Here is a 22,356-nt window from a genome sequence, read left to right on the forward strand (position 1 = left end):
GACGGCAGCATGTGGCAACATCGCGGTGATCCGCACTTCACGTCGGGGCGCGGGCGAGCCCAACTATCCGAGGGGGAACTGATGTTTGACCACGTCAAATTCGGAGTCAGCGATTTCGCAGCGAGCAAAGCGTTTTTCCTCAAGGCACTTGAACCGCTTGGTGTAGTAGTCGCGGGGGAGGGGGAGCCTTCGTACGGCGTCGAGCTTTGTCCGCCGGGGCCGTGGCAGCCTTCGTTGTGTCTGTTCCAGACGACGGAGAAGCCCGCGCATCTTCACATCGCGTTCAAGGCCGAGAATCGGCGGCAAGTCGACGAGTTCTATCGTGCGGCGCTCGAGGCGGGCGGGAAAGATAATGGCGCGCCGGGGTTGAGGCCGCGTTATAACGCGAATTACTACGCGGCGTTCGTCATCGGGCCGGATGGGCACAATATCGAAGTGGTTTGTCAGCGGGCGGAGGGGTGAATTTCTGTCGAGCCGCGTTGGGCGGCGGGACTGTCTCTCGCGTCACGCTTTTATCGATAGCGGTAGACGGATGTATTCGAACCCATGAGTGAACATTGGCGTGACTGAGAGCGTGCATGCGCGAATATGAGAAGCAGCCAGGATTGACCGCTCGCACTGCGAGTATGAATTGTTCGTAGCCGTGCGGCAGGTCCCTTGCCTGGGACAAGCCTTACCTCCGCGCTTCCCCATACGTCTCCTTACACACCTCCCGTAGCGCCTCGACGAGCAAATCCCGCGCCGGCGAGTGCGAATCAGCGGAGCGGGTAAACAGCGCAATGGGCGGAAGCGTCCACACCAGCGAGTAAGGCACGATCGCCACGCCGGCAATCCGTACCAGTTCCTCCGCGATATCGGCCGGTACGATCGAGACGGCCTCGTCGCTCGACGCGATCATTTCGCCGATCAGCTTGGACGAGTAGCTTTCGACGATCGGAACGGGCGGCGGGATGCCGGCCGACAGAAACAGGTCGGTCACCTGTTCCCGCATCGGCGTATGCGGCGCGCCGAGAATCCAGTCGAGCGCGTGCAGCTTGTTCCAGTCCAGCGTCGTGCGGGCCAGTTTCGCGGCAAGGCGCCGGCTCGCGATCATGCGCGGCTGCTGCTGGTACAGCACCTCGAACGAAACCCGGCCCAGATCGATCGCCGACGAAGCGCGCCCGATCACGATGTCGACGCTGTGATCCTTGAGCTGCAGCAGCAGCTGATCGCTGGTGCCTTCGTGAATCGTTACGGTCAGGCGCCGTTCCATGCGCGCTTGCAGCCGCTTCAGCGCCGCCGACAGCATCTGGCCGGAGATGAACGGAATCACGCCGATGTGCAGGTGGGCCGCATGCCCGGCGGCGACGGCCTCCATCTCGCGGGCGAGGTGGTCGAGATCCTTGATCATCGCTTTCGCCCGTTCGAGCACGACCGCGCCGAGCGCGGTCGGCCGCATGCCGCGCGACGAGCGCTCGAACAGCGGCGTGCCGAACATGCTCTCCAGCTCGGACAGCGCGTTCGTCACCGCGGGCTGGCTGCTGGCCATGTGCTCGGCGACGCGCGTCAGCGACCCGTGCTGCTGGATCTGCAGCAACAGCACCAGATGCCGAATCTTCAGACGTGCGCCAAGCCGCCTGACCACGTCGTTTGCGTCAAAAGTCATTGACTGGTCACGCATCCATCATGAAAAAGTGATGGGCCGATATTAAAACAGAATCATCTCCTTATGGCGGATCCCTAGAATCACCTCCATGGATCGCGCCGGGACTGGCCTGGCGCCCGTGCCCGGACCGAAAAACATGAAACAGACAGAGACACAGCAGCAGGCAGCGTTCGACTATCACGAGTTTCCGACCCCGGGGAAGATCTCGGTCGTCGCCAGCAAGCCGCTCGTGACCCAGCGCGATCTCGCGCTGGCTTACACCCCGGGCGTGGCGGGTGTGTGCGAGTCGATCGCGGCCGATCCGCTGCAGGCGCACCGCTTCACGAGCCGCGGCAACCTGGTGGGCGTGATCACCAACGGCACCGCGGTGCTCGGTCTGGGCAACATCGGCCCGCTCGCATCCAAGCCGGTGATGGAAGGCAAGGCCGTCCTGTTCAAGAAGTTCGCCGGGATCGACGTCTTCGACATCGAGATCAACGAGACCGATCCGGACAAGCTGGTCGACATCATCGCCGGCCTCGAACCCACGTTCGGCGGCATCAATCTCGAGGACATCAAGGCGCCGGAGTGCTTCACGGTCGAGCAGAAGCTGCGCGAACGCATGAAGATTCCCGTCTTCCACGACGATCAGCACGGCACCGCCATTACCGTATCGGCTGCTTTCATCAACGGGCTGAAGGTCGTCGGGAAGTCGATTTCGGAGGTGAAGGTCGTGACGTCGGGGGCCGGTGCGGCCGCGCTGGCCTGTCTGGACCTGCTGGTCGACCTCGGGCTGCCGGTCGAAAACATCTGGGTGACCGACATCGAAGGCGTCGTCTATCGCGGCCGTACCACGCTGATGGACCCGGCAAAGTCGCGCTTCGCGCAGGAAACCGATGCTCGCAAGCTGTCCGAAGTCATCGGCGGCGCGGACGTGTTCCTGGGCCTGTCGGTCGGCGGCATCCTGAGCGCGGAGATGCTGAAGGAGATGGCGGCGCGTCCGCTGATTCTCGCGCTGGCCAATCCGACGCCGGAGATCTTCCCGGAACTGGCGCATGCGACGCGCGACGATGTCGTCATCGCGACGGGCCGCTCGGACTACCCGAACCAGGTCAACAACGTTCTCTGCTTTCCGTACATTTTCCGCGGCGCACTGGACGTGGGCGCGACGACGATCACCCGCGAAATGGAAATCGCCGCCGTTCACGCGATCGCGGGGCTCGCCGAGGAAGAGCAGAACGAAGTGGTGGCGGCGGCCTATGGTGCGTACGACGTGGCCTTCGGCCCGCAATACCTGATTCCGAAGCCGTTCGATCCGCGCCTGATCGTGCGTATCGCACCGGCCGTGGCCAGGGCGGCGATGGAAGGCGGCGTGGCGACGCGCCCGCTGACGGATCTCGACGCGTATGTCGAGCAACTGCAGCAATTCGTCTACCACTCCGGCGCGTTCATGAAGCCGCTGTTCGCGACGGCGCGTCAGCTTGTGCGTGACGGCGGCAAGGCGCGGATCGTCTTCACCGAAGGCGAGGACGAGCGCGTGCTTCGCGCCGTGCAGGTGATCGTCGACGAGAAGCTGGCGCGTCCGATCCTGGTGGGGCGTCCGGAGGTGCTGCTGGCTCGGATCGAGCGGTTCGGCCTGCGTATTCGGCTCGGTCAGGATGTCGAAGTGACCAATCCCGAATATGACGAGCGGTTCCCGCAATACTGGACGACGTATTGGGAACTGCGGTGCCGGGACGGCATTTCGAAGGAGATGGCGCGCGTCGAAATGCGGCGTCGCCTGACCCTGATCGGCGCGATGATGGTGCGGCTCGGCGACGCGGACGGGATGATTTGCGGGACGGTCGGCGAGTATCACAATCACCTGCGGTTCGTCGACGAAGTGATCGGCAAGAAGCCCGGTGCGTCCACCTACGCGGCGATGAACATTCTGCTGCTCGACCAGCGGACGGTGGCGCTGGTGGATACGCACGTGAACGATAATCCCGATGCCGAGCAGATCGCGGAATTCACGATTGCTGCGGCCCGGCAGATGGAATGGCTGAACCTGACGCCGAAGGCTGCGTTGCTGTCGCGCTCGAACTTCGGTTCAGGCAGTGCGGCTTCGGGTGTGAAGATGCGCCGGGCGCTGGAGATCGTCCGGGAGCAGGCGCCTGATATCGAGGCGGATGGCGAGATGCACGGCGACTGTGCGCTCGACGAAGGGCTGCGGTCGCGGCTGCTGCCGATGTCGCCGCTCAAGGGCGCTGCCAATCTGCTCGTTTGTCCGAACGTCGATGCGGGGAACATTGCGTACAACCTGCTCAAGACCGAGGCGGGCAGCAATGTGGCGGTGGGGCCGTTCCTGCTCGGAGTCAACGCGCCGGTGAACATCCTCACGTCGAGCTCGACGGTGCGGCGGATCGTGAATATGGCGGCGTTGACGGTGATCGAGGCCAATCGGAGTGCTTCTGCCTGATCGATCGGCGCTCGAGGGGGAGGGCTACGGCCACCCCCCGCGTTTGTCGGTACTCGGCCGGTTGCTGCCGCTCGACACGCATCGACGAGCGGCCGCACCAACGCGCACATGAGACGCAATTCCACTTTGGCACGCCGATGCCGTTTCAAGCCGCCGGCAGCACGGCCGCCACGCCGTCCCCGCTACGCCTTTTTCGCATAGGCGCTGCACCAGCCTTTGGCATTGACCTGCTTGCCGCTGAAAATGGTGCACGGCGCCATCGCGACGCCGGCTTTGCCCTGGAAGAACTGGCAGCTCGCACAAGCCTGGCCCGCCTGAAAGTTCGGGAACTTCGCATGGTCGACCCGGCTTGCATCCGTCTTGTAACCGAGAGCCTGGGCATTTGCATCGGATTCCTGAACGGCGCCGGCATCTGCCGCCACCGCGCGGCGTCCAAATGCCAGCGCGGATGCCAGAACGGTGGTGGTTGCAATAAAACGTCGGCGTGAAAATTTCATGGCGTCCTCCTTCATGTGCGAAGCGCTCGTCGCGTGACGAACGGGCGGCGAAGGGATCAGTGGAAGAAGAGTTCCCGCATGCCGAAAGTGTGATGCGCTTCGGCAGCCATCAGCACCATCAGCACCAGCAGGCACAGGGGCGGGATCAGGATGGCGTATACCAGCGCCAGCCGCTCCCACATCATGTGCATGAAAATCGATACGATCAGCCCGGCCTTGGCGATCATGAGCAAGACGATCAGCACCCAGCGCAGCAGGCCCTGCACGTGGAAGTAATCCACCATGTACGACAACGTGCTCAGCACGAACAGCAGGCCCCAGATCTTCAGGTAAAGGCCGATCGGATGCTGCTGGCCGTGCGCGGCGTCGGGTTGATCGGCGGGATCGGTGTGGTCCATGGCCTGCCTCACCACAAATAGAACAGCGCGAAGATGAACACCCACACCAGGTCGACGAAGTGCCAGTACAAGCCGGCGATCTCGACGATCTGGAAGTTGCCGTGCTCGGTAAACCCCGGTTGCAGGATCTTGCGCGCGATCAGCAGCAGGTAGATCACGCCGCAGGTCACGTGAAAGCCGTGGAATCCGGTGATCATGAAGAAGCACGCGCCAAACTGCGCCGCGCCCAGCGGGTTGCTCCACGGGCGGATCCCTTCATGGACGATCAGCTTGGTCCATTCGAAGGCCTGCATCGACACGAAGGTCGCGCCCAGCAGCGCGGTGGCCAGCAACAGGGCGGCGGCGCGCCTGGCGTTGCGCCGGTAGCCGAAGTTGACGGCCATCGCCATGGTGCCGCTGCTGGTGATCAGCGTGAACGTCATGATGGCGATCAACAGCAACGGCACGTCCACGCCGCCCACCGTGAGCCCGAACACCTTGGAGGGATCGGGCCACGGCACCGTGGTCGACATGCGCACCGACATGTAGCCGATCAGGAAGCTGCTGAAGACGAAGGTGTCCGACAGCAGGAAGATCCACATCATCGCCTTGCCCCACGGCACCTTGAAGGCTTCGCGGTCGGCCGACCAGTCCGTGACGATGCCGCGCCAGCCGTCAGGCCCGGCGTCGGTGGGCGGGGTGTCGGCGGATTCGGTGGGAAGCGTGGGTGCGGTCATGGCGCGGCTCCATACAGCGGCCCGCAGATGGCCGCGACGAACGCAGGGGTGAGCCACCACATCGCCGCCAGCAGCACGAGCCAGACGGCCAGCAGGAAATGCCAGTAGAGGGCGCACAGCGCGATGGCGCGCTGGGCCCGGAACGGGTCCGTGCGCCGGAGACGCGCGATCGTCACGGCCCAGGCCGCCAGCCCGCCCAGCACATGCAATCCGTGCAGGCCGGTGAGCAGGTAGAGGAAGCTATTGGAAGGATTGACGGTGACGGTCTGCCCGGCCGCCGACAGCATGCGCCAGGCGATCAGTTGCCCGATCACGAACACGGCCGCCAGCACGCCGCCGCACGCGAGCCACGCCACGCGGTGCAAGGTCAGCTGCCGGGCACGCTGCATGGCAACGCTTGCCAGCACCAGCGCGCCGGTGTTCCACCACAGCAGCGCCGGATGCGGGATCGGCTGCCAGTCGGGCTCGCGCATGCGCATGCCATAGGCGAGCAGCAGCAGCGAAAACAAGGTCGTCGCCACCGCCATGAAGACCATCAGGCCGATGCGGCTCGCATTCGGCAGGACCGGTGGCGCGTCGGGAACGAAGGGGCGGGGCAGTGTGGTCATTCGCGAGCCTCGCCGGGTTGAAGCGTCGGGCGGGCCGCCGGCTCGGGCGCCGTCGCAGGCGGCTGGTTCTGCGGGACGAAGTCTTCCTCGTGCCCCGGCGGGCTGTATTCGTAAGCCCAGCGGTAGACGACGGGCAGCGCGGCGCCCCAGTTGCCGTGCACGGGCGGCGTTTGCGGCGTCTGCCATTCGAGCGTGGTGGCCCGCCACGGGTTGCCGTCGGCGCGCTTGCCGCGCGCGAGGCTCCACGCGAGGTTGTACAGGAACAGCAGCTGCGCCGCCGCAACGATCAGCGCAACGACGGTGATGAAGGTGTTGAGCGTCTGCGCCGAATGGGGAATGAAGCTGTAGCCCTCGTACGCGTAATACCGCCGCGGCATGCCCAGGATGCCGAGATAGTGCATCGGGAAGTAGATCGCATAGGTGCCGACGAAGGTGATCCAGAAGTGCGCGCGCCCGAGCGTATCGTTCAGCATGCGGCCCGTCACCTTCGGATACCAGTGGTAGATGCCGCCGAACACCACCAGGATCGGCGACACGGCCATCACCATATGGAAGTGCGCCACCACGAAGTACGTGTTCGACAACGGAATGTCCACGCTCACGTTGCCGAGATAGAGCCCGGTCAGCCCACCCAGCACGAAGGTGCTGATGAAGCCGATGGCAAACAGCATCGGCACGGTCAGGTGGATATCGCCGCGCCACAGCGTCAGCACCCAGTTGTAGACCTTGAGCGCGGTCGGGATGGCGATGATGAGCGTGGTCGTGGCAAAGAAGAAGCCGAAGTACGGATTCATGCCGGCGACGAACATGTGGTGCGCCCAGACCACGAAGCTCAGCGCGCCGATGACGACGATGGCCCACACCATCATCCTGTAGCCGAAGATGCTCTTGCGCGCGTGCGTGCTGATGAGGTCCGACGCGATGCCGAAGGCCGGCAGCGCGACGATGTAGACCTCCGGATGCCCGAAGAACCAGAACAGGTGCTGGAACAGCAGCGGGCTGCCGCCGGCATGCTTGAGCGTCTGCCCCATCGACACCACGGCCGGTATGAAGAAGCTGGTGCCGAGTATCCTGTCGAGCAGCATCATCACCGCCGACACGAACAGCGCCGGAAACGCCAGCAGCGCCATGATGGTCGCGATGAAGATGCCCCACACCGTGAGCGGCATGCGCATGAGCGTCATGCCGCGGGTGCGCGCCTGCAGCGTGGTGGTGACGTAATTCAGGCCGCCCATCGTTGCCGCGACGATGAAGATCGCCAGCGACACGAGCATCAGCACGATGCCCCATTCCACGCCAGGCGTGCCCGGCAGGATGGCCTGCGGCGGATACAGCGTCCAGCCCGCGCCGGTCGGCCCGCCCGGCACGAAGAAGCTCGCCACCAGCACCAGCACGGCCAGCAGGTAGACCCAGTAGCTCAGCATGTTGAGAAACGGGAACACCATGTCGCGCGCGCCCAGCATCAGCGGGATCAGGTAGTTGCCGAAGCCGCCCAGAAACAGCGCCGTCAGCAGGTAGATCACCATGATCATCCCGTGCATGGTGACGAACTGGTAGTAATGGTTGGCGTCGATGAAGCTGAACTTGCCCGGAAAGCCGAGCTGCAGCCGCATCAGGTCCGACAACACCATGCCGACCAGGCCGATGGCGATGGCCGTCAGCGCATATTGCACGGCGATGACCTTGTGGTCCTGGCTCCAGATATAGCGGGTCCAGAAGCTTTGCGGGACGTGGTCGGTGTGCGCGTAGGGCATTGCATGTGCTCCGCTGGGAATTCGCTAGGGATTCGTTGCGCTGCTGGCGGCCGGACCGCCTAGCGACTCGATGTAGGTCACCAGCGCGGTCAGTTCCTGCTCGCTCAGGTCGAAAGTCGGCATGACGGGCGAGAAGCCCTTCACGACGCGGGCCTTCGGGTCGCGGATGAAGGCGCGCAGATAGGCTTCGTCCACCTTCGCGGTGCTGCCGTCGGCCATCGTTTCGGTCTTGCCGTACAGGCCTTTCCAGGTGGGGCCCACGCGCGGACTGCCGTCCACGGTATGGCAGGCGACGCAGCCCTTGGCCGCCGCAAGCGTCTTGCCCTGGTCGGCAAGCGCCTGGGCGCTGCCGCCGGTAGCGGCTGCTGCTGCCTGCACCCTGGCCTGCTGCCGCTGCGCGAACGTGGTCTGCTGCGCGAGCCAGCGCGAGAACGATGCTTCGTCTTCCACCACCACCACGCCGCGCATGCCGGAGTGCCCGATACCGCAAAGCTGTGCGCACAGGATGTCGTAGCGCCCCGCCTTGGTCGGCGTGAACCAGAAGGTGGTCACCATGCCGGGCACCATGTTCATGCGCGCACGGAACGGCGGGACGTAGAAGTCGTGCAGCACGTCGCGCGAGCGTGCCAGGACCTGGATCGGCCGGTTGAGCGGCAGGTGTACCTCGGGCGCCTCGATCAGGTAGTTGTCACGGCCGTTGGGGTCGCCTGGGTTCAGGCCGAAGGGGTTGTCGTTGCCGATGTAGCGCACGTCCGTCGTGCCCAGCTTGCCGCCGGGGCCGGCGAAGCGGAAGCGCCATTGCCATTGCTGGCCGAGCACCTCCATCTGCAGCACGTTGCGCGGCGGCCGGATGTAGTCCGCGTAGACGAAGAGCCCCGGTGCCAGCAACGCCGCCACGCCGACAGCGGTCAGGCCGATCAGCCACCATTCCAGCCGCCTGTTGTGCGGCTCGTAGGCCGCGCGATGCCCGCTGCGGTGGCGGTAGCGCACCAGTGCGATCACGATGAACAGGTTGATCGCGATGAAGAGCGCGCCGGTAATGACGATCGTGATCGTCAGCATGTCGTCCATGCGCACCCAGTTCGACGCGATCGGCGTGATCCACCAGGGACTGGCAAAGTGAAACCCCACCGCCAATACGATGATCAGGATCAGGGCAATCGCAAGGGCCATGGGCCGCCTCGCTGCGTGTCACTCGCCGGAGCCGCCGACAAGCGCTCCTGGCGTCGTTGTGCCGCCTTGCCGTACTTCGTATCGTTGTTTTCGCCGGCAGTCTGCCAGGTCCGATTCGCCAAGCGTTGCAAGCGGCTTTAAAGCAAAGGTAGTCCTCTCCTTTGCATCGTGCAAGGCAGCGCAACGGGGCAGCGCGCGCCATAGGTGTATCGCGCGAATGGAGAAGCCGCATCGCTGCGATGCAATGCAAAATGGCCGCCTCCGGCATCGGTTGTCGAGGCGGCCGTCCCGCGAGGGCGCCGGGTCTTTAAGCACGGCAGAAAAAACGGCGCGTCAGTGCATCGCGTCCCGCTTGCGCCGTTCGAGCATGCCGTAGACGACGGCGGTGACCACGCCGAACAGCAGGTTTGCCAGCAAGGGCCCGGAACCCCGCTCGGAGACGAACCATGGGAACACGGCTGTCATCACATGGAAGTTCCACACATACGCGACGATCCCGAAGGCCAGCCCGATGACGGCCTCCATGCCCACGCTCGAATCGAAGCGGAACGGCGCAATGATCGCGGCGAGCATCATCCCCATGATGGCGCCGAGCACGTAGTGCAGTACCAGCGCCGTCCCCACGATGCTGAAGCTGAAGACCGACATCTGTTCGAGCGCGCTGCGGCCCATCACCATTGCCGCGATCTTGTGGGTCGGTTGCCACGGGCTTTCGTCGAGCACCATGGTCGACCAGAAGAATTCGAGCACGATCACCAGGGCGCCGCCCGCAAGACCGGCCACGGCAGCGGCGAGCCAGTCGGGCCTGCGCCGTTGCCAATGGTGCGATTGAATGTTCAGTTCCATACGACCTCCTTGCCGACGGTTCAGCTTCGGCACTCGGGTTCAGAAGGCGCCACTCGCGTCAAAAAGTACGCCCTTTATTCGATTCAGAATGGCAGATATGGGTGCCAACGCAAGGTACAAAAACCCTGCGCGATGGATGGCACGGCGGCGTTCCGCTCGAAGTTCGGCATCGTCGTGTCGGCAGGCAGGCAGTTGGCGCGCGGCAGCGTGCCGCCCGTGGTTGCGGTTATGCGATAGCGCGCTCGGCGATACGCATCGATGAATGCTGGCGAGGGCGCCGGCGCGTGTCGGGATATGGAGCGGAGATTGCGGCGCCGCGCGATTGCGGGCGTCTGATTTGATGCGACGCAAAGAGGCACGGGATGTCACGGAATAGCCCCTGTACCGGCGTGCCGGGGCAGCGGGAGCACCCCCGACAATTGTCCCGCGTGGACGTATGCCGATTTCACACTGGTGTGAAACCAGCATGCTCGATGCAGAGCAGGCCTCGGGTATTGCGTATGCCGGTTTTCGGGTTTCAGGGAAAGATCGGTGTCGTAGGCTCGCCGCCCTCCAGATCCGCCTTCGGAAAATGCTGGGCGACCATCTCCTCGATTTCCTGCTCTCGTAATCCCGGCACGTCGGCCATGATCAGAATCTGGCCTTCCCGTATGGCGTCGCGAAATCGCTGGAGTCGCGCGTTCGGCTCGGCGATGCCGATCATGGCGGCCGTCCACGCCCCGAAGCCCGCTCCCGCCAACGTCAATGCGACGACGGCGCCGCCCGCAATCACGAGCTCCGCAGGGGGGAACACAAGCGCGACGAGACCGATAAGCGCGCCCGTCGCGCCGCCGAATGCGACGCCGCGCTCGAGCGCGTGCACGACATCGCTGCTTTGCAGCAAAGATGCTTCGGGTAACTGATCGAGCGTGACACTGTGATTGGCGAGGACGTGGATATGGCGCCAGATGATGCGCGCGCGCAGCAAGTCGTCGACGATCGCCTTCGCCATCTGCGTATCGGGTACGAGGAAATAAAGGCGTCTCATGTTGGCACTCCTTTTTTTTGCCATCAGCTCATCTTCAACAGAGCATTTTCCATTTTATGTCAGCATCGGCCGCGCGGTAGGTGCGAGCGTAAGAGCGTCGGCGCCGCATACCCCAACTCGTTACCTGCCGCAGCGAGTGCGTTTCACGACCAGGCGACCCTGGGTCGCCCCTGCGGTGATCGTTGCTTCCATATCCGCCGTAAATCGCGGGTAGCCGGTCTCCACGCCATCGGAAAAATCACGCCGTTCTCGGGCATATGCGAGCGCAGCTTCGGCGGTCGATGTGTGTTGACCTTGCCAAGGACGAGCGCTGTCTTCGGGGCCCGGCTCGGGAACGGCTCGCGCACGGCAAAGGTCGACTGCGGGCTGTCCCGGGCTTCGCATGAACGCGACTGACCGCCGGGGCGCTGTCGCTCCGGCCCTTGCCGCGGGAGTCGCGATGTCCGTCGATACGCACATCGACAACTGTCACGCCCGCACGGATTCGTCTACGCAGTGATCGGCAAGAAGCCTGGTGTTTCCACCTACCCGGCAAGGAACACTCCGTTGCTCGATCTGCGGACGGCGGCGTTGGCGGATACGCATATCAACGATGATCCGAACGCGGAGCGGACTGAGGAATTCACGATTGCTGCGGTCGTGCTTTTTTCCGATGTCGCTGCTCGAGAGCGCTGTCAACCTGCCGGTCGGTCCGAACGTGGACGCCAGCCGCATCGCGTACAGCCGGCTCAAGACCGAAACGGGTAGTCACGCGGCGATGGGACCGTTCGTGCCGAGCGTCAGCGCATCCGTGAACACCCTCACTTCGAGTTCGCCGGTGCGGCGGATGGTGACTATGGCGGCGTTGATTGTGATTGAAGCCAACCGCATACGTTTGCGCGATCGAGCGTCGGAAGCAGGGCGGCGACGGGTTCGCAAGGCATCCATAGCCGAATCCCGCTGGTGACGGGTTTCACTATTCGGCCGCCTTGTGAACCAATGTTGTTGGGTATTCGTTTAGGGATGCTGGACATTTCTCTCGAAGGCATCGCGTCGCAACTTCTCCTGCGCGAGGCATCGCCCTGCGATGTTCCGGAGCCATTTCTGTCGATATCGTCCGATAATTAGCTTTTATTTTCGTCTAAAATCGCGCTTCTTCTTACTTTAGGACGGAAGGACGTTTTGAAAAGACTGACGAAAAACATCTCGCGCACGGCCGTTGCCGCGTGCATTGCTTATGCTGGGCTCTTGCCTTTATCCCAGTCCGCCCAAGCTCAGGTCGAACCCCTGAAGAATCCGGTCTACGGCGTCACGCTCGATGATCTGACGAAACTCGATGCGATCATCGCGTCGCTGCAGAACCTGCCGTATCGGCCGACGGTGCGTGTCGTGTTCGATCCGGGTACGCCGGCCTCGGACTACTACGCACCGCTGCTGCGCCTGCATTCGGTCGCGTATGTGATGGGCGAGATCTACGATTCTTACTATTTCCCGACGACGCTCTCGACGTATCAAGCGAGAACGCAGGAATTGGTGTCGCAACTGAAGAACACCGTCGACGTGTGGGAGATCGCCAACGAAATCAACGGCGAATGGCTGCGCAACGACCCGAGCGGTACGAACTCGGTGGTCAATTCGGAAGAGCAGCAGATCGGCCAGATGGTCGCCGCGGCCAACACGATCGTCAAATCGAACGGCGGCAAGACCGCGATCACGCTGTACTACAACGACGACAGCAAGGGTACCAACTGCTGGGAGAAACCCCAGGATTACTGGAAGACCTGGCCGACGAACTTCCTGTCCTCGACGGTTCGCCAGCAGGCCGACTACGCGTTGTTCAGCTACTACCCGTACCAGGATTGCCCGGGGCTGAGCCCGTCGTGGAAGAACGATTTCGCGGCGCTGGAAAGCATTTTCCCGAACGCGAAGGTCGGCTTCGGCGAAATCGGTACGTCGGATATCTCCGCGCCGGCGTCGGTACAGCAGAACCTGATCAAAACCTATTACCCGATGGTCAACAGCATGACCGACCCGCGTTTCATCGGCGGTTTCTTCTGGTGGAACTACGTCGAACAAATGCTCCCGTACTCGACGAGCTCCTACTTCCAGTTGCTGCGTCAAACGATCATCACGCTTAAGTCGCCCAGCTAATTGCGCCATCCGCGCGTAAGCGTCAGCGTCGCAGGTTAAAACCACAATGTTGCGCGTACCACGAGACCACGTGCGCGTACCGCTGACGTCAACGGAAACCTGTATTGCACCGTGACATCCAGATAGCTTGCCGGCGCGCTATACCTGCCTTCGCGAAACCAGTACCGGAACTGGATGCCGGGCCCTGCACCGATCGCCGTCTTGTCCGGCTGGCGGTTGTCGTGATCGCCGGCCACCGCGGCATGCGGATAGACGGTCAGCCGATCGCTGAGCGCCGTCAAACGCCAGGTGTGCCCGTAACGCAACTCCGAATAGATGATGTATCGGCCTGCCTTGATGAAGTACGCACCTTCGACATAGGCCTGCCAGCTACGCCAGCTCGGTTCGGTGACCCGCAGGTCGGTTCCCGCTTCCGACGAATAGCCCAGGCGCATCAGCCAGTCCGTCATCGACAGGCTGCCGACGTGGAAAAGCCGCTCGGCGGTCATCACCACGTTCTGGTCGGGTATCGGCTTGTAGCGAACCCCCACCGAACCCTGCACGGTCGGCATGCCGGTCACGTTGCCGCTTCCGTCGTATGCCGTGCCGTATCCGCGCACGAAGAACTGGAGAATGCGTCCGTTCTGGTAGCCGATCTTCGGTGGCTGCCAGTACGCTTCGATACCCGGCTGCAACACGCTGATGGTGCCTTGCGGGCCGAACGCGGCCGACTGGTAGGGCGCGCTCAGCACGAAGCCCCAGGTGCGCTGAAGTTGCTCGACTTCTCGCCGATAGCCGAACTTGTGCTGCGCATCGAACTTGTGTTCGTTTTCATCGGCGTCGAGACTGTGCTCGAACAGCTCGACGGACTGCTGGTTCAAGCCGATACGCTTGGCGGCATAACCTGCGTCCGCGTAGTTCATCGCGTTGCCGGCTCCGCCGTCGAAACCCTCCTGGAATGCGGCGAGCGCCTCGCGATCCTTGTGTTCGCGCAGGAGCTCATAGGCCTGCTGCAACTTCTGTGTCGCGGTATCGTCCACCGGTATCTGCGGCGCCTGCTCGGGTTGCTGGGCCTGCGTCACGATCGACGCGGCCATCTTCCGCTCGGCGTCCGTCGTCGCGTCGCGGGCGGCAAGATCCGCCACGCGGATCGCGCTTTCGCGATCGCCCGACATCAGGCTCAACTGCGCGATACGCAACTGAATCGCGGCCGATTTCTCATCTGCCAGCGGCGCCAGCGCAACGCCGGCTTCATGCGGGCGATGCGCCGCGAGCGCACTGTCCGACCATGCGAGACGCAGGTTGCGCTGCTGCTCCTTGCTCCATTTACCTGTCGCGACGGCGGCCGAGAAATCGCTGCATGCCACGTCGTAACGTTCCTGCCGCTGCGCCAGGTAGCCATGCTCGGCCCGTACCGCGGCGCTTTTCGGAAAACGAACGCTTAACGATTCCATCATGGCGTCCGCTTCGTCGATTTTTCCTTCACGTTTGAATACATCGAGGAGCAGCAACCCGAGCTGTTCGCTTCCGGGCTGAATCTTGAGGGCGCGCTGTGCATACTCTTCCGCGCGGGGCAGGTCGCCGGCACTGATTGCCTTGTATGCGCCGTCGGCGAGCCGATAAGCCTTGGGAGCGAGCGGCTGCGTGGCGTGTGCGGGGGCCTGCCAGGCCAGCGATACGGCGATCGCCAATGCACTCAATCGCGCGCAGCGCTTGAGGCCAACAGCGATCGGGAGTCTGGAGCGTTTCATGCCTGTTCTCCCGACGGCTTTTGCATTGGAGAAACCTGCGACGCTGCATCGTCGCCGTCACGCACTCGCGCGAGTTCGACGAAGCGCGAGTGTCGGGCGAGTTCGGCCGCAATCTCCGTATCGCAGGCAATGAAATACGCTATGTTCGCTTTGGCGCCGCGCCGCACGATATCCTGTTCGTCTTGCGTGAGCGGCCGCCCGACCGCCACGTTCAACGTTCCGTCGTCCGCGGTTGAAAACGGGATAGCCCGATACGTGTACTGCAGTTCGAATGCCAGCGAATCCGCGAAGTGGCCGACCGCCACATTGCCCAGGCTTACCCGCGGGAGTTCCGCTTGTTCCGCGATCGCATCCGCCAGCGATTCAGTGGAGATCGCACTACCTTCGATCAACAGTTCGCCCAGCCGCTTGCCGCATGTCAGCTGTCTCTCCAGGCCTGCCTGCAATTGTTCCAGTGAGACCACGCCCCAGCCGACGAGGATCTCGCCAACCTTGCGGCGTACTTTCCCGAGCTGTTCGTTCGACAGGTAGGTATGACTGGTCTTGTCCCATGCGATCGGCTTGCCGCTTGCGAGGTGGCCGAGATAGATGCGCCACGCCCGGCAAACCGCGTAGAAATTGATCAGGTTGTTGACGAACATCCGCGGGATCGAGAGCAGCCCCTGGACGGGACCGTTCAGCTTGCTGACAAAGTAGTAGCGCTGCCCGGCGCGGGCAAACAGCATGACGGTGTTCACCCAGAGCAGCGGAGCCATCCATTCGCTCGCCGTGACGAGAGGGGCGCTGACGGGGACGGCATGACCGAATTTCTGAAGGGCGGCAATCGCTACGAAATTGATCAGTACACCGTAAGCAATAACGGAAAAAAGAGATGTGAAGATACCCTTTCGGTCATGGAAGAACATGTAGCGGGTGAGGAAATCGCCCTTCCAGCCGAGTTGCTCCCACCCCTGAAAGGCGATGCCGAGGATCCAGCGCGCACGCTGTCGATATGCGGTGCGAAATGTCTTCGGAAAATATTCTCGGGTGGCCAGCAGGTTTCGATTGGCGGCTCCGCCCTTTGCGCGCTTGGCCCCTGCATCCTGCGGGATATCCGAAAGCGGAAAGCGGGCAAAGGTTTCCTTCATGCCCAGGTCTCTCAACCGAAAGCTGAAGTCGTAGTCCTCGGTCAGCGAGCTGGTGTTGAACGGACAGCCGCCGCTCTCCTTCATCGCCGCTTCGATGGCGCGCCTGCTGTAGCAGGATGCAACGCCCGCGCCGGGGACGACGCCGGTCAGACGGGCTCGCGCCGGTACGTCCTTCTGGTGCGTTTCGCTGAAGTCGTCCATGTAGCATCCGGCCACGAACTCGTTCCATTTCCGCGGCAATGACAGAACGGGGAGCTGGACCAGGTCGCTATCCGCAATCGCATGACTGAGGTATTTGAGTTCAATCGGGTGAATGACATCTTCGCAGTCGTGCATCACGACGCCCGCGAACTGAATATGATGCGTTTCTTCGTAGCGCAGGATCGCTTCGATGATCCAGTTCAGGCAGTCTGCCTTGCAGGTCGGCCCATCGTTCATGACCGTTGCGCGCGTCACCCTGCCCGGATAACGACGGACCATCCGTTCGACCTCCGCCGTGGTTTCGGCGTCGTTGTGATAGGTTCCAACGAAGATGACATATCGCTCGTACTCCATGGTCACCAATGTGTTTTCAATCATTTTGGCGATCACGTCATACTCTTTCCACGCCGGCACCATGAGCGCCAGATAGCGTTCTTCCTCGGCGCGCAGCATGCCGATATCGATAGTCTGTGTTTTTTCGTGACGCAGAAATCGCCCGATTTCGAATGACCAATAACAGGCGTCGAGCGTAAGGTCATCCAGTGTGCTTACCAGGATGACGATCGCGGTCAGAATGGTGATAATGTTAAGTGCATATAAATATGCAATCCATATTGTGTTATCCATCATTTCCCCGCGATTTTATCTTGTATGCAATTCTTCTCCCTTGCACCAACGAAGGACGAATATCTGCCCGTCCTCGTCGACCCCGTCACTCCCACTTCGCGGCTTGAGCCGCAAAAACTCCTGTCACTCGAAAGAGGCTCCGTCAGCCTGGAGCTTTCTCGATGCGACCACGTAATATCCTTAAAGATGAAACGTGTTCAGTGGGTGACTTTTGAAAGTTGGTATTTGCCTCGCTTACTTCCGTCTCCCGCCGGGATGGATCCTGCACCATTAATGTTTGCAGCCGCTCTCGATCCAGCTCCCCGCAGCGCTCCCTGCGCACCGTCGTTTCAGTCGTTTCAATACACAGGTCATAAAGCAAGTCGCGCGCCATTGCCGCGCCGCCCTTGACCGTCCGGGCGTCTGCGGGGCGTCGCACAAGATCGACCCACCGAATTCGAGCCAAACGTTTCAGTGCTGAAACACATGATCGATTGATCTGACGAAACATGATTTGCGGACCCGTTGCCGCGCCCCGGCTGCCGCCGTCGGGGGAATCGTCACGCGAATCCGGCGATCACCGGCCTCTCCAGTCGCCAAGACATGTTCGAGCCATACGAGTCGATTGCCGCGTCACCATGCGCAAAGCATTGAGGGAACTGGTTTTCCCTGAATCGTCCGAACAGGCTTCACTTGTTTGTCAGATGACAGCTTCGAATGCGGATACGTTGCACACCTGAAACGTTTTTTCTAAACAATTTTGGATTGCCATGGTGTGCCGATTTCGGCGCCCTGATCCCGTGCCCATTTGCGACCGATGGTACGTTTCTAGCTTGAAATAAAAACAATCCCGTCCTGTATTTTTGTCTGGCATCAAGTGCGCAGGAAAAAATAACGACATAACGCCCTGATTATTAAATGGCACCAGCCGTGCTCGTTTCGTTAACGAGATGAATTTATTTTGCATATCAAAGGATGAAAATCATGATTTCTCATCGCAATCGATATTTTCAGAACGGACTGAGCACCGTTGGATCACTCGTCACATTAATCTCCGCGCTCGCCTTCGCCGTCGCTGTTCAGGATGCGAATGCGCAGGAGAAGGGCAATTCGTCTGCGGTAAAGATCAAGCCGCCTCCGTTACCCAACGGTTCCGCCCAGGTCAAGGTGAAGCCGGGTATGTCCGACGAGGAATGGGAGAAGGCATACAAGGAGACGGGGCGCCCCAAGTTCAACTTGAAGTCCGTCAAGAAAGCCGGTGGCAACGTGCAACGCGACTAGGGAGAAACGGCCATGAAAAAGATCTTGCTTGTCATAGCCCTGCTTGCCGGACTCGCGCAAATGACGTTGCCGGGCACGGCGCACGCGCAGGTCACCACGGCACGTACGCTCGTGCTATACGATAACCCGGCCAACGACCCGTATTCGAAGCTTGGCCTGATGTACAGCATCATGTTGAGGAACCTGCTTGGCCATTTCAACGCGACGGTCGATCTGGTTCCGATACAGAACTACACGTCCGGCATGGTCACGAACCACGACGTCACGTTCTACATCGGCGATTACTACAACAACCCGATTCCGACGGCGTTCATGAGCGACGTGATGACCACCACGAAGACCGTGGTCTGGTTCAAATACAACTTGTGGCAGCTTGCATGGAACACGGCCTACACCTTCAACCAGACCTTCGGGTTCAGCTTTCTCGGCATTGCCGGGTTGAACGCGCCGCCCTCGTCGAGCAATCCGAATCCCGGCTTCTACGACACGGTCACGTACAAGAACCTGCCGATGGTCAAGTACTACGCGTATAACGCGTCAACCGGCGCCATCAGTGCGGACCCGGATATCGGGCTGACCCAGATCGTCGATGCCACCAAGGCGCAGGCACTCGTCACCATCAAGAACAGCAAGAGCGGGGCGACCACGCCATACGTCATGCGCTCGGGCAAGTTCTGGTATTTCGCGGATATGCCGTTTTCCTACATCGGCCCGACGGATCGGTACCTGGTGATATGCGACATCCTGCACGACATACTGCAGACCAATGCACCGGTGAATCACCGTGCTCTCGTACGTCTGGAGGATCTCGACGCATATACAACGACGAGTTCGATGAAAAAGCTCACGGACTACCTGTACTTCAAGAGGATTCCGTTCACGATGGCGACCATCCCCGTGTATACGGATCCGAACGGCTATTACACCGGCGGCGTCCCGGAGACGATCCATCTTGCTCAGGCAACGGGCCTCAGGAGTTCGCTGAACTACGCGGTCGCGCGCGGCGGTTCGATCGTGGTGCACGGCCTTACGCACCAGTACGATTCGACGCCGAATCTTCTCACCGCGGTCAGCGGCAGCGACTATGAGTTCTGGTATGCGGTCCAGAACCGTCCCGTCGATGAGGACTCCGTTCAATGGGCGGCAGGCAGGATGGCCGAGGGCATCCTCGAGTTCACGACCAACGGCTACAAGATCGTCGGCTGGGCTGCGCCGCAGTACCAGGTGTCGCCGTTGGCAGCGGCGGCCACCGCCCTCACGTTCCCGACGACGTTCCAGCGGGCCGTCTACTACACCGCGACCAATCCTCAAATCGGAACGGGGGCGCCCAACCAGGACTTTTCGGCCGGGCAGTTCTTCCCGTACATCATCAACGCCGATTACTACGGGGTACGGATCATCCCGGAGAACCTGGGCAGTGTCCAGTACAACATCTGCAATATCGACCCGTTCTCGTGTATCTCGTATCCATGGCAGCAACTCGTCACCAATGCTCAATATGGTTTGGCGGTGCGGGACGGTTTCGCGTCCTTCTTCTTCCATCCGTACTGGCTTGAACCCGATCTCGGATTGCCGGCGTACCAGGACTTCCAGAGCCTGATCACCGGCATTACGAATCTCGGCTACAAGTGGGTAGACGGCACGACTGCCAAGTGACGCGAGTGTGGTGGTAACCTCGTGCGACCCGCATCGGAAATGCGGGTCGCACGTTTGCGTTTGATCGGCTACGATGACGCGCGACAATGCTAGGGGAGCCAGCGATGACCACGTCCGCCATCCCGGCCGTGCGCAAAATTCAACAGCGTATGGGCCAGTTTCGACCGGCAGGCCGACCGCGTCGGCTTTCCGGCGCGCCGCGTTCGCACCGGGCGGCGACGCTCGCGGCAATCGGCGCATCGCTGGTCGTGGCCGCATGCAGCTGGACAGCGCACGACGTTCACGCCGACGGAATCGTCTGGCAGGTGGACAACACGACGACGAATCCCGTCGGAAACTGGCAGATGCTCGGCGTACACGATTTGTTGATCCAATGGACCGTCGTGGACGATACCGCGTTCGTTGCCAACACCCGCATCCATACCGCGGCACACCTTCCCGACTGGGAACGCATCGGTCGTGCGCCGTGGGCCAGAAACGTGATCCTGGGCCTGGCCGGCTACCAGGACGAAAAACGTGCGCGCACCCACCTGTCGACGCTCGCGGACCAGTCCGCGGAGGTGGCGCGCGTGCATCTGCCGCTGCATGTCACCGGCTACTACTTCCCGGTCGAAATCGATCCGACCTGGCAGGAGGCGCCCAAGCTTGCCGAGATCCTGCAGCGACTGCCTCGTCCGCTTTGGGTGAGCGTCTACGACCAGACCAACATCGGCGGAAAAGCACTGGCGGACTGGCTCGCAGCGTGGCTGCCCGCGGACGTCGGGGTGTTCTTCCAGGACGGCTGCGGCGTCTATGCCCGCGAGCCGCAGGTCGCGCGGACCTACCTCGACGAGCTGGCTTCACGCCTGGGCAAACGGCGCGTGCGGGTCATCGCCGAGGCCTTCCGGCCGGCCGAGCGTGGCGGATTCCGTTCAGCCAGCGCCGAGGAATTGAGCAAGCAGCTCGTGGTTTATCGCGGCTATCCGGTGTATCTGTTCGATGGTCCCCACTATGTGTCGGACGACCTCATGCGCGAACTCAACAACCGGGCGGCCAAGCCGCCCGCGGGCGAGCCCGCCGGGACGGGGCGCTGAGTCTGCTTCACCCCGGCAAACAGGGGCCGGCAAGGGCTGTGCGTGACGAAACAATCGGCCGGACTGGATCGCCGAGACAATCCCATTTGATGACCAAACCGCAAGACCTAGTGCATAGATATCGTTTGCCGCGGCCTTAATGACTATCGACAATCGTGGCTCGAATTCGCCGCCGTGGCGCCAGAAGCGCCCCCGGTGGCAGGCACCTGGCGGCTATCCCGGCCGTCCGCGCCATCCTGCTCACGACGACATGTACGCGTTCACGCCCTCATTCCAGAATCCCGCCGGCTCGCCGATCCGCGAGTTGTTCAAGTACCTGTCCGAACCGGGCATGATTTCGTTCGCGGGCGGTTATCCGGCCAGCGACCTGTTCGACGTCGACGGCCTGAACACGGCCGCCGAACGCGCATACGCGCAGCCCGTCCGCTGCCTGCAATACGGCCCGACCGACGGCCTCGCCGAACTGAAGCAGCAACTGATCGCCTTGATGGGGCGTCGCGGCGTCGCGTGCACGTCGGCCGAACTGCTCGTCACGACCGGCTCGCAGCAGGGTCTCGACCTGCTGCTGCGCGTGATGGTGTCGCCCGGCGACGTCGTGCTGACCGAACAGCCGGCTTACCCGGCGACGCTGCAGGCGCTGCGTCTGCAGCAGGCGCGCATCGTCACGATTCCGGTCGACGGCGACGGCCTCGATGTCGATCGTCTCGCAGCACAACTCGCGTCCGGCGCGATCGCACAGCCGAAGCTGCTCTATACCGTCCCGACCTTCGCGAACCCGACGGGCGCGACGCTCACGCGCGAACGCCGGCTGAAGCTGCTGCGTCTCGCGGCGCAATACCGTTTCCTGATCGTCGAGGACGATCCGTACGGCGACCTGCGCTTCGCGGGCGAAGCCGTGCCGTCGATGCTCGCGCTCGCCGATGAAGTGGACGGCGCACGCGACTGGATCGTGCATTTCGCGAGCCTGTCGAAGATCGTCGCACCGGGGCTGCGCGTGGGCTGGACGATCGCGCCGGCCGAAATCGCGCGACGCTGCGTGATCGCGAAGCAGACGGTCGATCTGTGCAGCTCGCCGTGGACGCAGGCGGCCGCCGCCGAATATCTGGCCGACGGCGCGCTCGAACGCCATCTGCCGCGCATCACGGCCGCGTACCAGCGCAAATGCGACGCGATGTGCGACGCGCTGCGCGACGGTTTCGGCGATGCGATCGAATTCCATCGCCCCGAAGGGGGGATGTTCGTGTGGGCGCGGATCGGCGCGGTGTCGTCGGACGTGCTGCTGCAACAGGCGATCGCAAACAAGATCGTGTTCGTACCCGGCAACGCGTTCTTCGCGGACAACGTCGACGCGGCATCGCTGCGCCTGTCGTTCGCCGCGCCGGACGTCGACGCGATCCGGGAAGGCGTCGCGCGCCTCGTGCGCGCGTATGGTGCGGCGCTGGCCGCGTGAG

At 62.4% G+C, this 22,356-nt stretch carries 19 protein-coding genes and 1 pseudogene; 8 read left to right on the top strand and 12 right to left on the bottom strand.

All coding sequences use genetic code 11. From position 1 onward, the window contains the following. The first annotated feature begins 81 nt into the window (after positions 1–81). Positions 82–462: a VOC family protein gene (locus tag FPJ27_RS06200; RefSeq protein ID WP_072438466.1), complete on the top strand. Its 381-nt coding sequence runs from the start codon at positions 82–84 to the stop codon at positions 460–462. A gap of 211 nt (positions 463–673) precedes the next feature. Here the strand turns inward: FPJ27_RS06200 and FPJ27_RS06205 are convergent, their stop codons facing one another. Then, positions 674–1,645, bottom strand: a complete 972-nt coding sequence (locus FPJ27_RS06205; protein WP_072438468.1) for a LysR substrate-binding domain-containing protein — start codon at positions 1,643–1,645, stop codon at positions 674–676. A gap of 136 nt (positions 1,646–1,781) precedes the next feature. On the opposite strand from FPJ27_RS06205, the gene FPJ27_RS06210 reads away from it, so the two are divergent. Continuing rightward, positions 1,782–4,082 (top strand): NADP-dependent malic enzyme, encoded by a 2,301-nt coding sequence (locus tag FPJ27_RS06210; protein WP_072438470.1) that lies wholly within the window; start codon positions 1,782–1,784, stop codon positions 4,080–4,082. Between the two features lie 182 nt (positions 4,083–4,264). Here the strand turns inward: FPJ27_RS06210 and FPJ27_RS06215 are convergent, their stop codons facing one another. The 8 genes from FPJ27_RS06215 to FPJ27_RS06250 form a co-directional block, all read right to left on the bottom strand. Beyond that, positions 4,265–4,579, bottom strand: a complete 315-nt coding sequence (locus FPJ27_RS06215) for a high-potential iron-sulfur protein (RefSeq protein ID WP_204423076.1) — start codon at positions 4,577–4,579, stop codon at positions 4,265–4,267. Between the two features lie 56 nt (positions 4,580–4,635). Continuing rightward, positions 4,636–4,977 (bottom strand): cytochrome C oxidase subunit IV family protein, encoded by a 342-nt coding sequence (locus FPJ27_RS06220; RefSeq protein WP_204422342.1) that lies wholly within the window; start codon positions 4,975–4,977, stop codon positions 4,636–4,638. An 8-nt stretch (positions 4,978–4,985) separates the two neighbouring features. Continuing rightward, entirely contained in the window at positions 4,986–5,693 is a 708-nt protein-coding gene (locus tag FPJ27_RS06225; protein ID WP_072438472.1) for a heme-copper oxidase subunit III family protein, read from the bottom strand. Further along, entirely contained in the window at positions 5,690–6,301 is a 612-nt protein-coding gene (locus FPJ27_RS06230) for a cytochrome c oxidase subunit 3 (RefSeq protein WP_072438474.1), read from the bottom strand. Before FPJ27_RS06230 ends, FPJ27_RS06225 begins: the two co-directional genes overlap by 4 nt. Next, positions 6,298–8,055, bottom strand: coding sequence for a cytochrome c oxidase subunit I (ctaD, locus tag FPJ27_RS06235; protein WP_204422343.1), 1,758 nt, complete (start codon positions 8,053–8,055; stop codon positions 6,298–6,300). The genes FPJ27_RS06230 and ctaD overlap by 4 nt, the downstream gene beginning before the upstream one ends. 24 nt (positions 8,056–8,079) lie before the next feature. Continuing rightward, positions 8,080–9,228 carry a c-type cytochrome gene (locus FPJ27_RS06240; protein ID WP_072438478.1) on the bottom strand — a complete coding sequence of 383 codons (1,149 nt, stop codon included), beginning with the start codon at positions 9,226–9,228 and terminating at the stop codon, positions 8,080–8,082. A 333-nt stretch (positions 9,229–9,561) separates the two neighbouring features. After that, positions 9,562–10,074 (bottom strand): hypothetical protein, encoded by a 513-nt coding sequence (locus FPJ27_RS06245; RefSeq protein ID WP_204422344.1) that lies wholly within the window; start codon positions 10,072–10,074, stop codon positions 9,562–9,564. 517 nt (positions 10,075–10,591) lie between these two features. After that, entirely contained in the window at positions 10,592–11,101 is a 510-nt protein-coding gene (locus tag FPJ27_RS06250) for a DUF1269 domain-containing protein (RefSeq protein ID WP_072438484.1), read from the bottom strand. Between the two features lie 483 nt (positions 11,102–11,584). Between FPJ27_RS06250 and FPJ27_RS06255 the strand changes: the two are divergent. Beyond that, positions 11,585–11,969: pseudogene (locus FPJ27_RS06255) on the top strand (phosphate acyltransferase); the annotation flags it as partial. Between the two features lie 341 nt (positions 11,970–12,310). Further along, positions 12,311–13,231, top strand: coding sequence for a hypothetical protein (locus FPJ27_RS06260; RefSeq protein ID WP_239483295.1), 921 nt, complete (start codon positions 12,311–12,313; stop codon positions 13,229–13,231). 35 nt (positions 13,232–13,266) lie between these two features. Here FPJ27_RS06260 and FPJ27_RS06265 read toward each other — a convergent pair whose 3' ends face one another. From FPJ27_RS06265 to FPJ27_RS06275, 3 genes are all read right to left on the bottom strand, one after another. After that, on the bottom strand, positions 13,267–14,961 hold the full coding sequence (locus FPJ27_RS06265) for a bacteriophage N4 adsorption protein A (RefSeq protein WP_204422346.1): 1,695 nt from the start codon (positions 14,959–14,961) through the stop codon (positions 13,267–13,269). After that, positions 14,958–16,919, bottom strand: a complete 1,962-nt coding sequence (locus tag FPJ27_RS06270) for a glycosyl transferase family protein (RefSeq protein WP_204422347.1) — start codon at positions 16,917–16,919, stop codon at positions 14,958–14,960. The genes FPJ27_RS06265 and FPJ27_RS06270 overlap by 4 nt, the downstream gene beginning before the upstream one ends. 139 nt (positions 16,920–17,058) lie before the next feature. Continuing rightward, complete coding sequence (locus FPJ27_RS06275; protein WP_204422348.1) at positions 17,059–17,406, bottom strand: hypothetical protein; 348 nt, start codon at positions 17,404–17,406, stop codon at positions 17,059–17,061. A 464-nt stretch (positions 17,407–17,870) separates the two neighbouring features. Between FPJ27_RS06275 and FPJ27_RS06280 the strand changes: the two genes are divergently transcribed. The 4 genes from FPJ27_RS06280 to FPJ27_RS06295 all read left to right on the top strand — a co-directional run bounded on the left by FPJ27_RS06280 (position 17,871) and on the right by FPJ27_RS06295 (position 22,355). Beyond that, the gene (locus tag FPJ27_RS06280) at positions 17,871–18,176 is read left to right on the top strand and encodes a hypothetical protein (protein WP_239483243.1); all 306 of its coding nucleotides are present in this window, start codon (positions 17,871–17,873) and stop codon (positions 18,174–18,176) included. Positions 18,177–18,188: 12 nt separating this feature from the next. Then, positions 18,189–19,832 (top strand): DUF2334 domain-containing protein, encoded by a 1,644-nt coding sequence (locus FPJ27_RS06285; protein WP_204422349.1) that lies wholly within the window; start codon positions 18,189–18,191, stop codon positions 19,830–19,832. 104 nt (positions 19,833–19,936) lie between these two features. Then, positions 19,937–20,905 carry a hypothetical protein gene (locus FPJ27_RS06290; RefSeq protein ID WP_204422350.1) on the top strand — a complete coding sequence of 323 codons (969 nt, stop codon included), beginning with the start codon at positions 19,937–19,939 and terminating at the stop codon, positions 20,903–20,905. 250 nt (positions 20,906–21,155) lie between these two features. Then, positions 21,156–22,355, top strand: coding sequence for a PLP-dependent aminotransferase family protein (locus FPJ27_RS06295; protein ID WP_204423080.1), 1,200 nt, complete (start codon positions 21,156–21,158; stop codon positions 22,353–22,355). The last annotated feature ends 1 nt before the right edge of the window (position 22,356 follow it).

Origin of the sequence: Burkholderia sp. MS455 (assembly GCF_016899445.1) — a bacterium.
GTDB lineage: Bacteria > Pseudomonadota > Gammaproteobacteria > Burkholderiales > Burkholderiaceae > Burkholderia > Burkholderia pyrrocinia_C.

Bases quoted from the DNA above. Each gene is read 5' to 3' on its own strand.
- FPJ27_RS06200 (WP_072438466.1), top strand. From the start codon at position 82: ATGTTTGACCACGTCAAATTCGGAGTCAGCGATTTCGCAGCGAGCAAA.
- FPJ27_RS06205 (WP_072438468.1), bottom strand. From the start codon at position 1,645: ATGACTTTTGACGCAAACGACGTGGTCAGGCGGCTTGGCGCACGTCTG.
- FPJ27_RS06210 (WP_072438470.1), top strand. From the start codon at position 1,782: ATGAAACAGACAGAGACACAGCAGCAGGCAGCGTTCGACTATCACGAG.
- FPJ27_RS06215 (WP_204423076.1), bottom strand. From the start codon at position 4,579: ATGAAATTTTCACGCCGACGTTTTATTGCAACCACCACCGTTCTGGCA.
- FPJ27_RS06220 (WP_204422342.1), bottom strand. From the start codon at position 4,977: ATGGACCACACCGATCCCGCCGATCAACCCGACGCCGCGCACGGCCAG.
- FPJ27_RS06225 (WP_072438472.1), bottom strand. From the start codon at position 5,693: ATGACCGCACCCACGCTTCCCACCGAATCCGCCGACACCCCGCCCACC.
- FPJ27_RS06230 (WP_072438474.1), bottom strand. From the start codon at position 6,301: ATGACCACACTGCCCCGCCCCTTCGTTCCCGACGCGCCACCGGTCCTG.
- ctaD (WP_204422343.1), bottom strand. From the start codon at position 8,055: ATGCCCTACGCGCACACCGACCACGTCCCGCAAAGCTTCTGGACCCGC.
- FPJ27_RS06240 (WP_072438478.1), bottom strand. From the start codon at position 9,228: ATGGCCCTTGCGATTGCCCTGATCCTGATCATCGTATTGGCGGTGGGG.
- FPJ27_RS06245 (WP_204422344.1), bottom strand. From the start codon at position 10,074: ATGGAACTGAACATTCAATCGCACCATTGGCAACGGCGCAGGCCCGAC.
- FPJ27_RS06250 (WP_072438484.1), bottom strand. From the start codon at position 11,101: ATGAGACGCCTTTATTTCCTCGTACCCGATACGCAGATGGCGAAGGCG.
- FPJ27_RS06265 (WP_204422346.1), bottom strand. From the start codon at position 14,961: ATGAAACGCTCCAGACTCCCGATCGCTGTTGGCCTCAAGCGCTGCGCG.
- FPJ27_RS06270 (WP_204422347.1), bottom strand. From the start codon at position 16,919: ATGATGGATAACACAATATGGATTGCATATTTATATGCACTTAACATT.
- FPJ27_RS06275 (WP_204422348.1), bottom strand. From the start codon at position 17,406: ATGTTTCGTCAGATCAATCGATCATGTGTTTCAGCACTGAAACGTTTG.
- FPJ27_RS06280 (WP_239483243.1), top strand. From the start codon at position 17,871: ATGAAAATCATGATTTCTCATCGCAATCGATATTTTCAGAACGGACTG.
- FPJ27_RS06285 (WP_204422349.1), top strand. From the start codon at position 18,189: ATGAAAAAGATCTTGCTTGTCATAGCCCTGCTTGCCGGACTCGCGCAA.
- FPJ27_RS06290 (WP_204422350.1), top strand. From the start codon at position 19,937: ATGACCACGTCCGCCATCCCGGCCGTGCGCAAAATTCAACAGCGTATG.
- FPJ27_RS06295 (WP_204423080.1), top strand. From the start codon at position 21,156: ATGTACGCGTTCACGCCCTCATTCCAGAATCCCGCCGGCTCGCCGATC.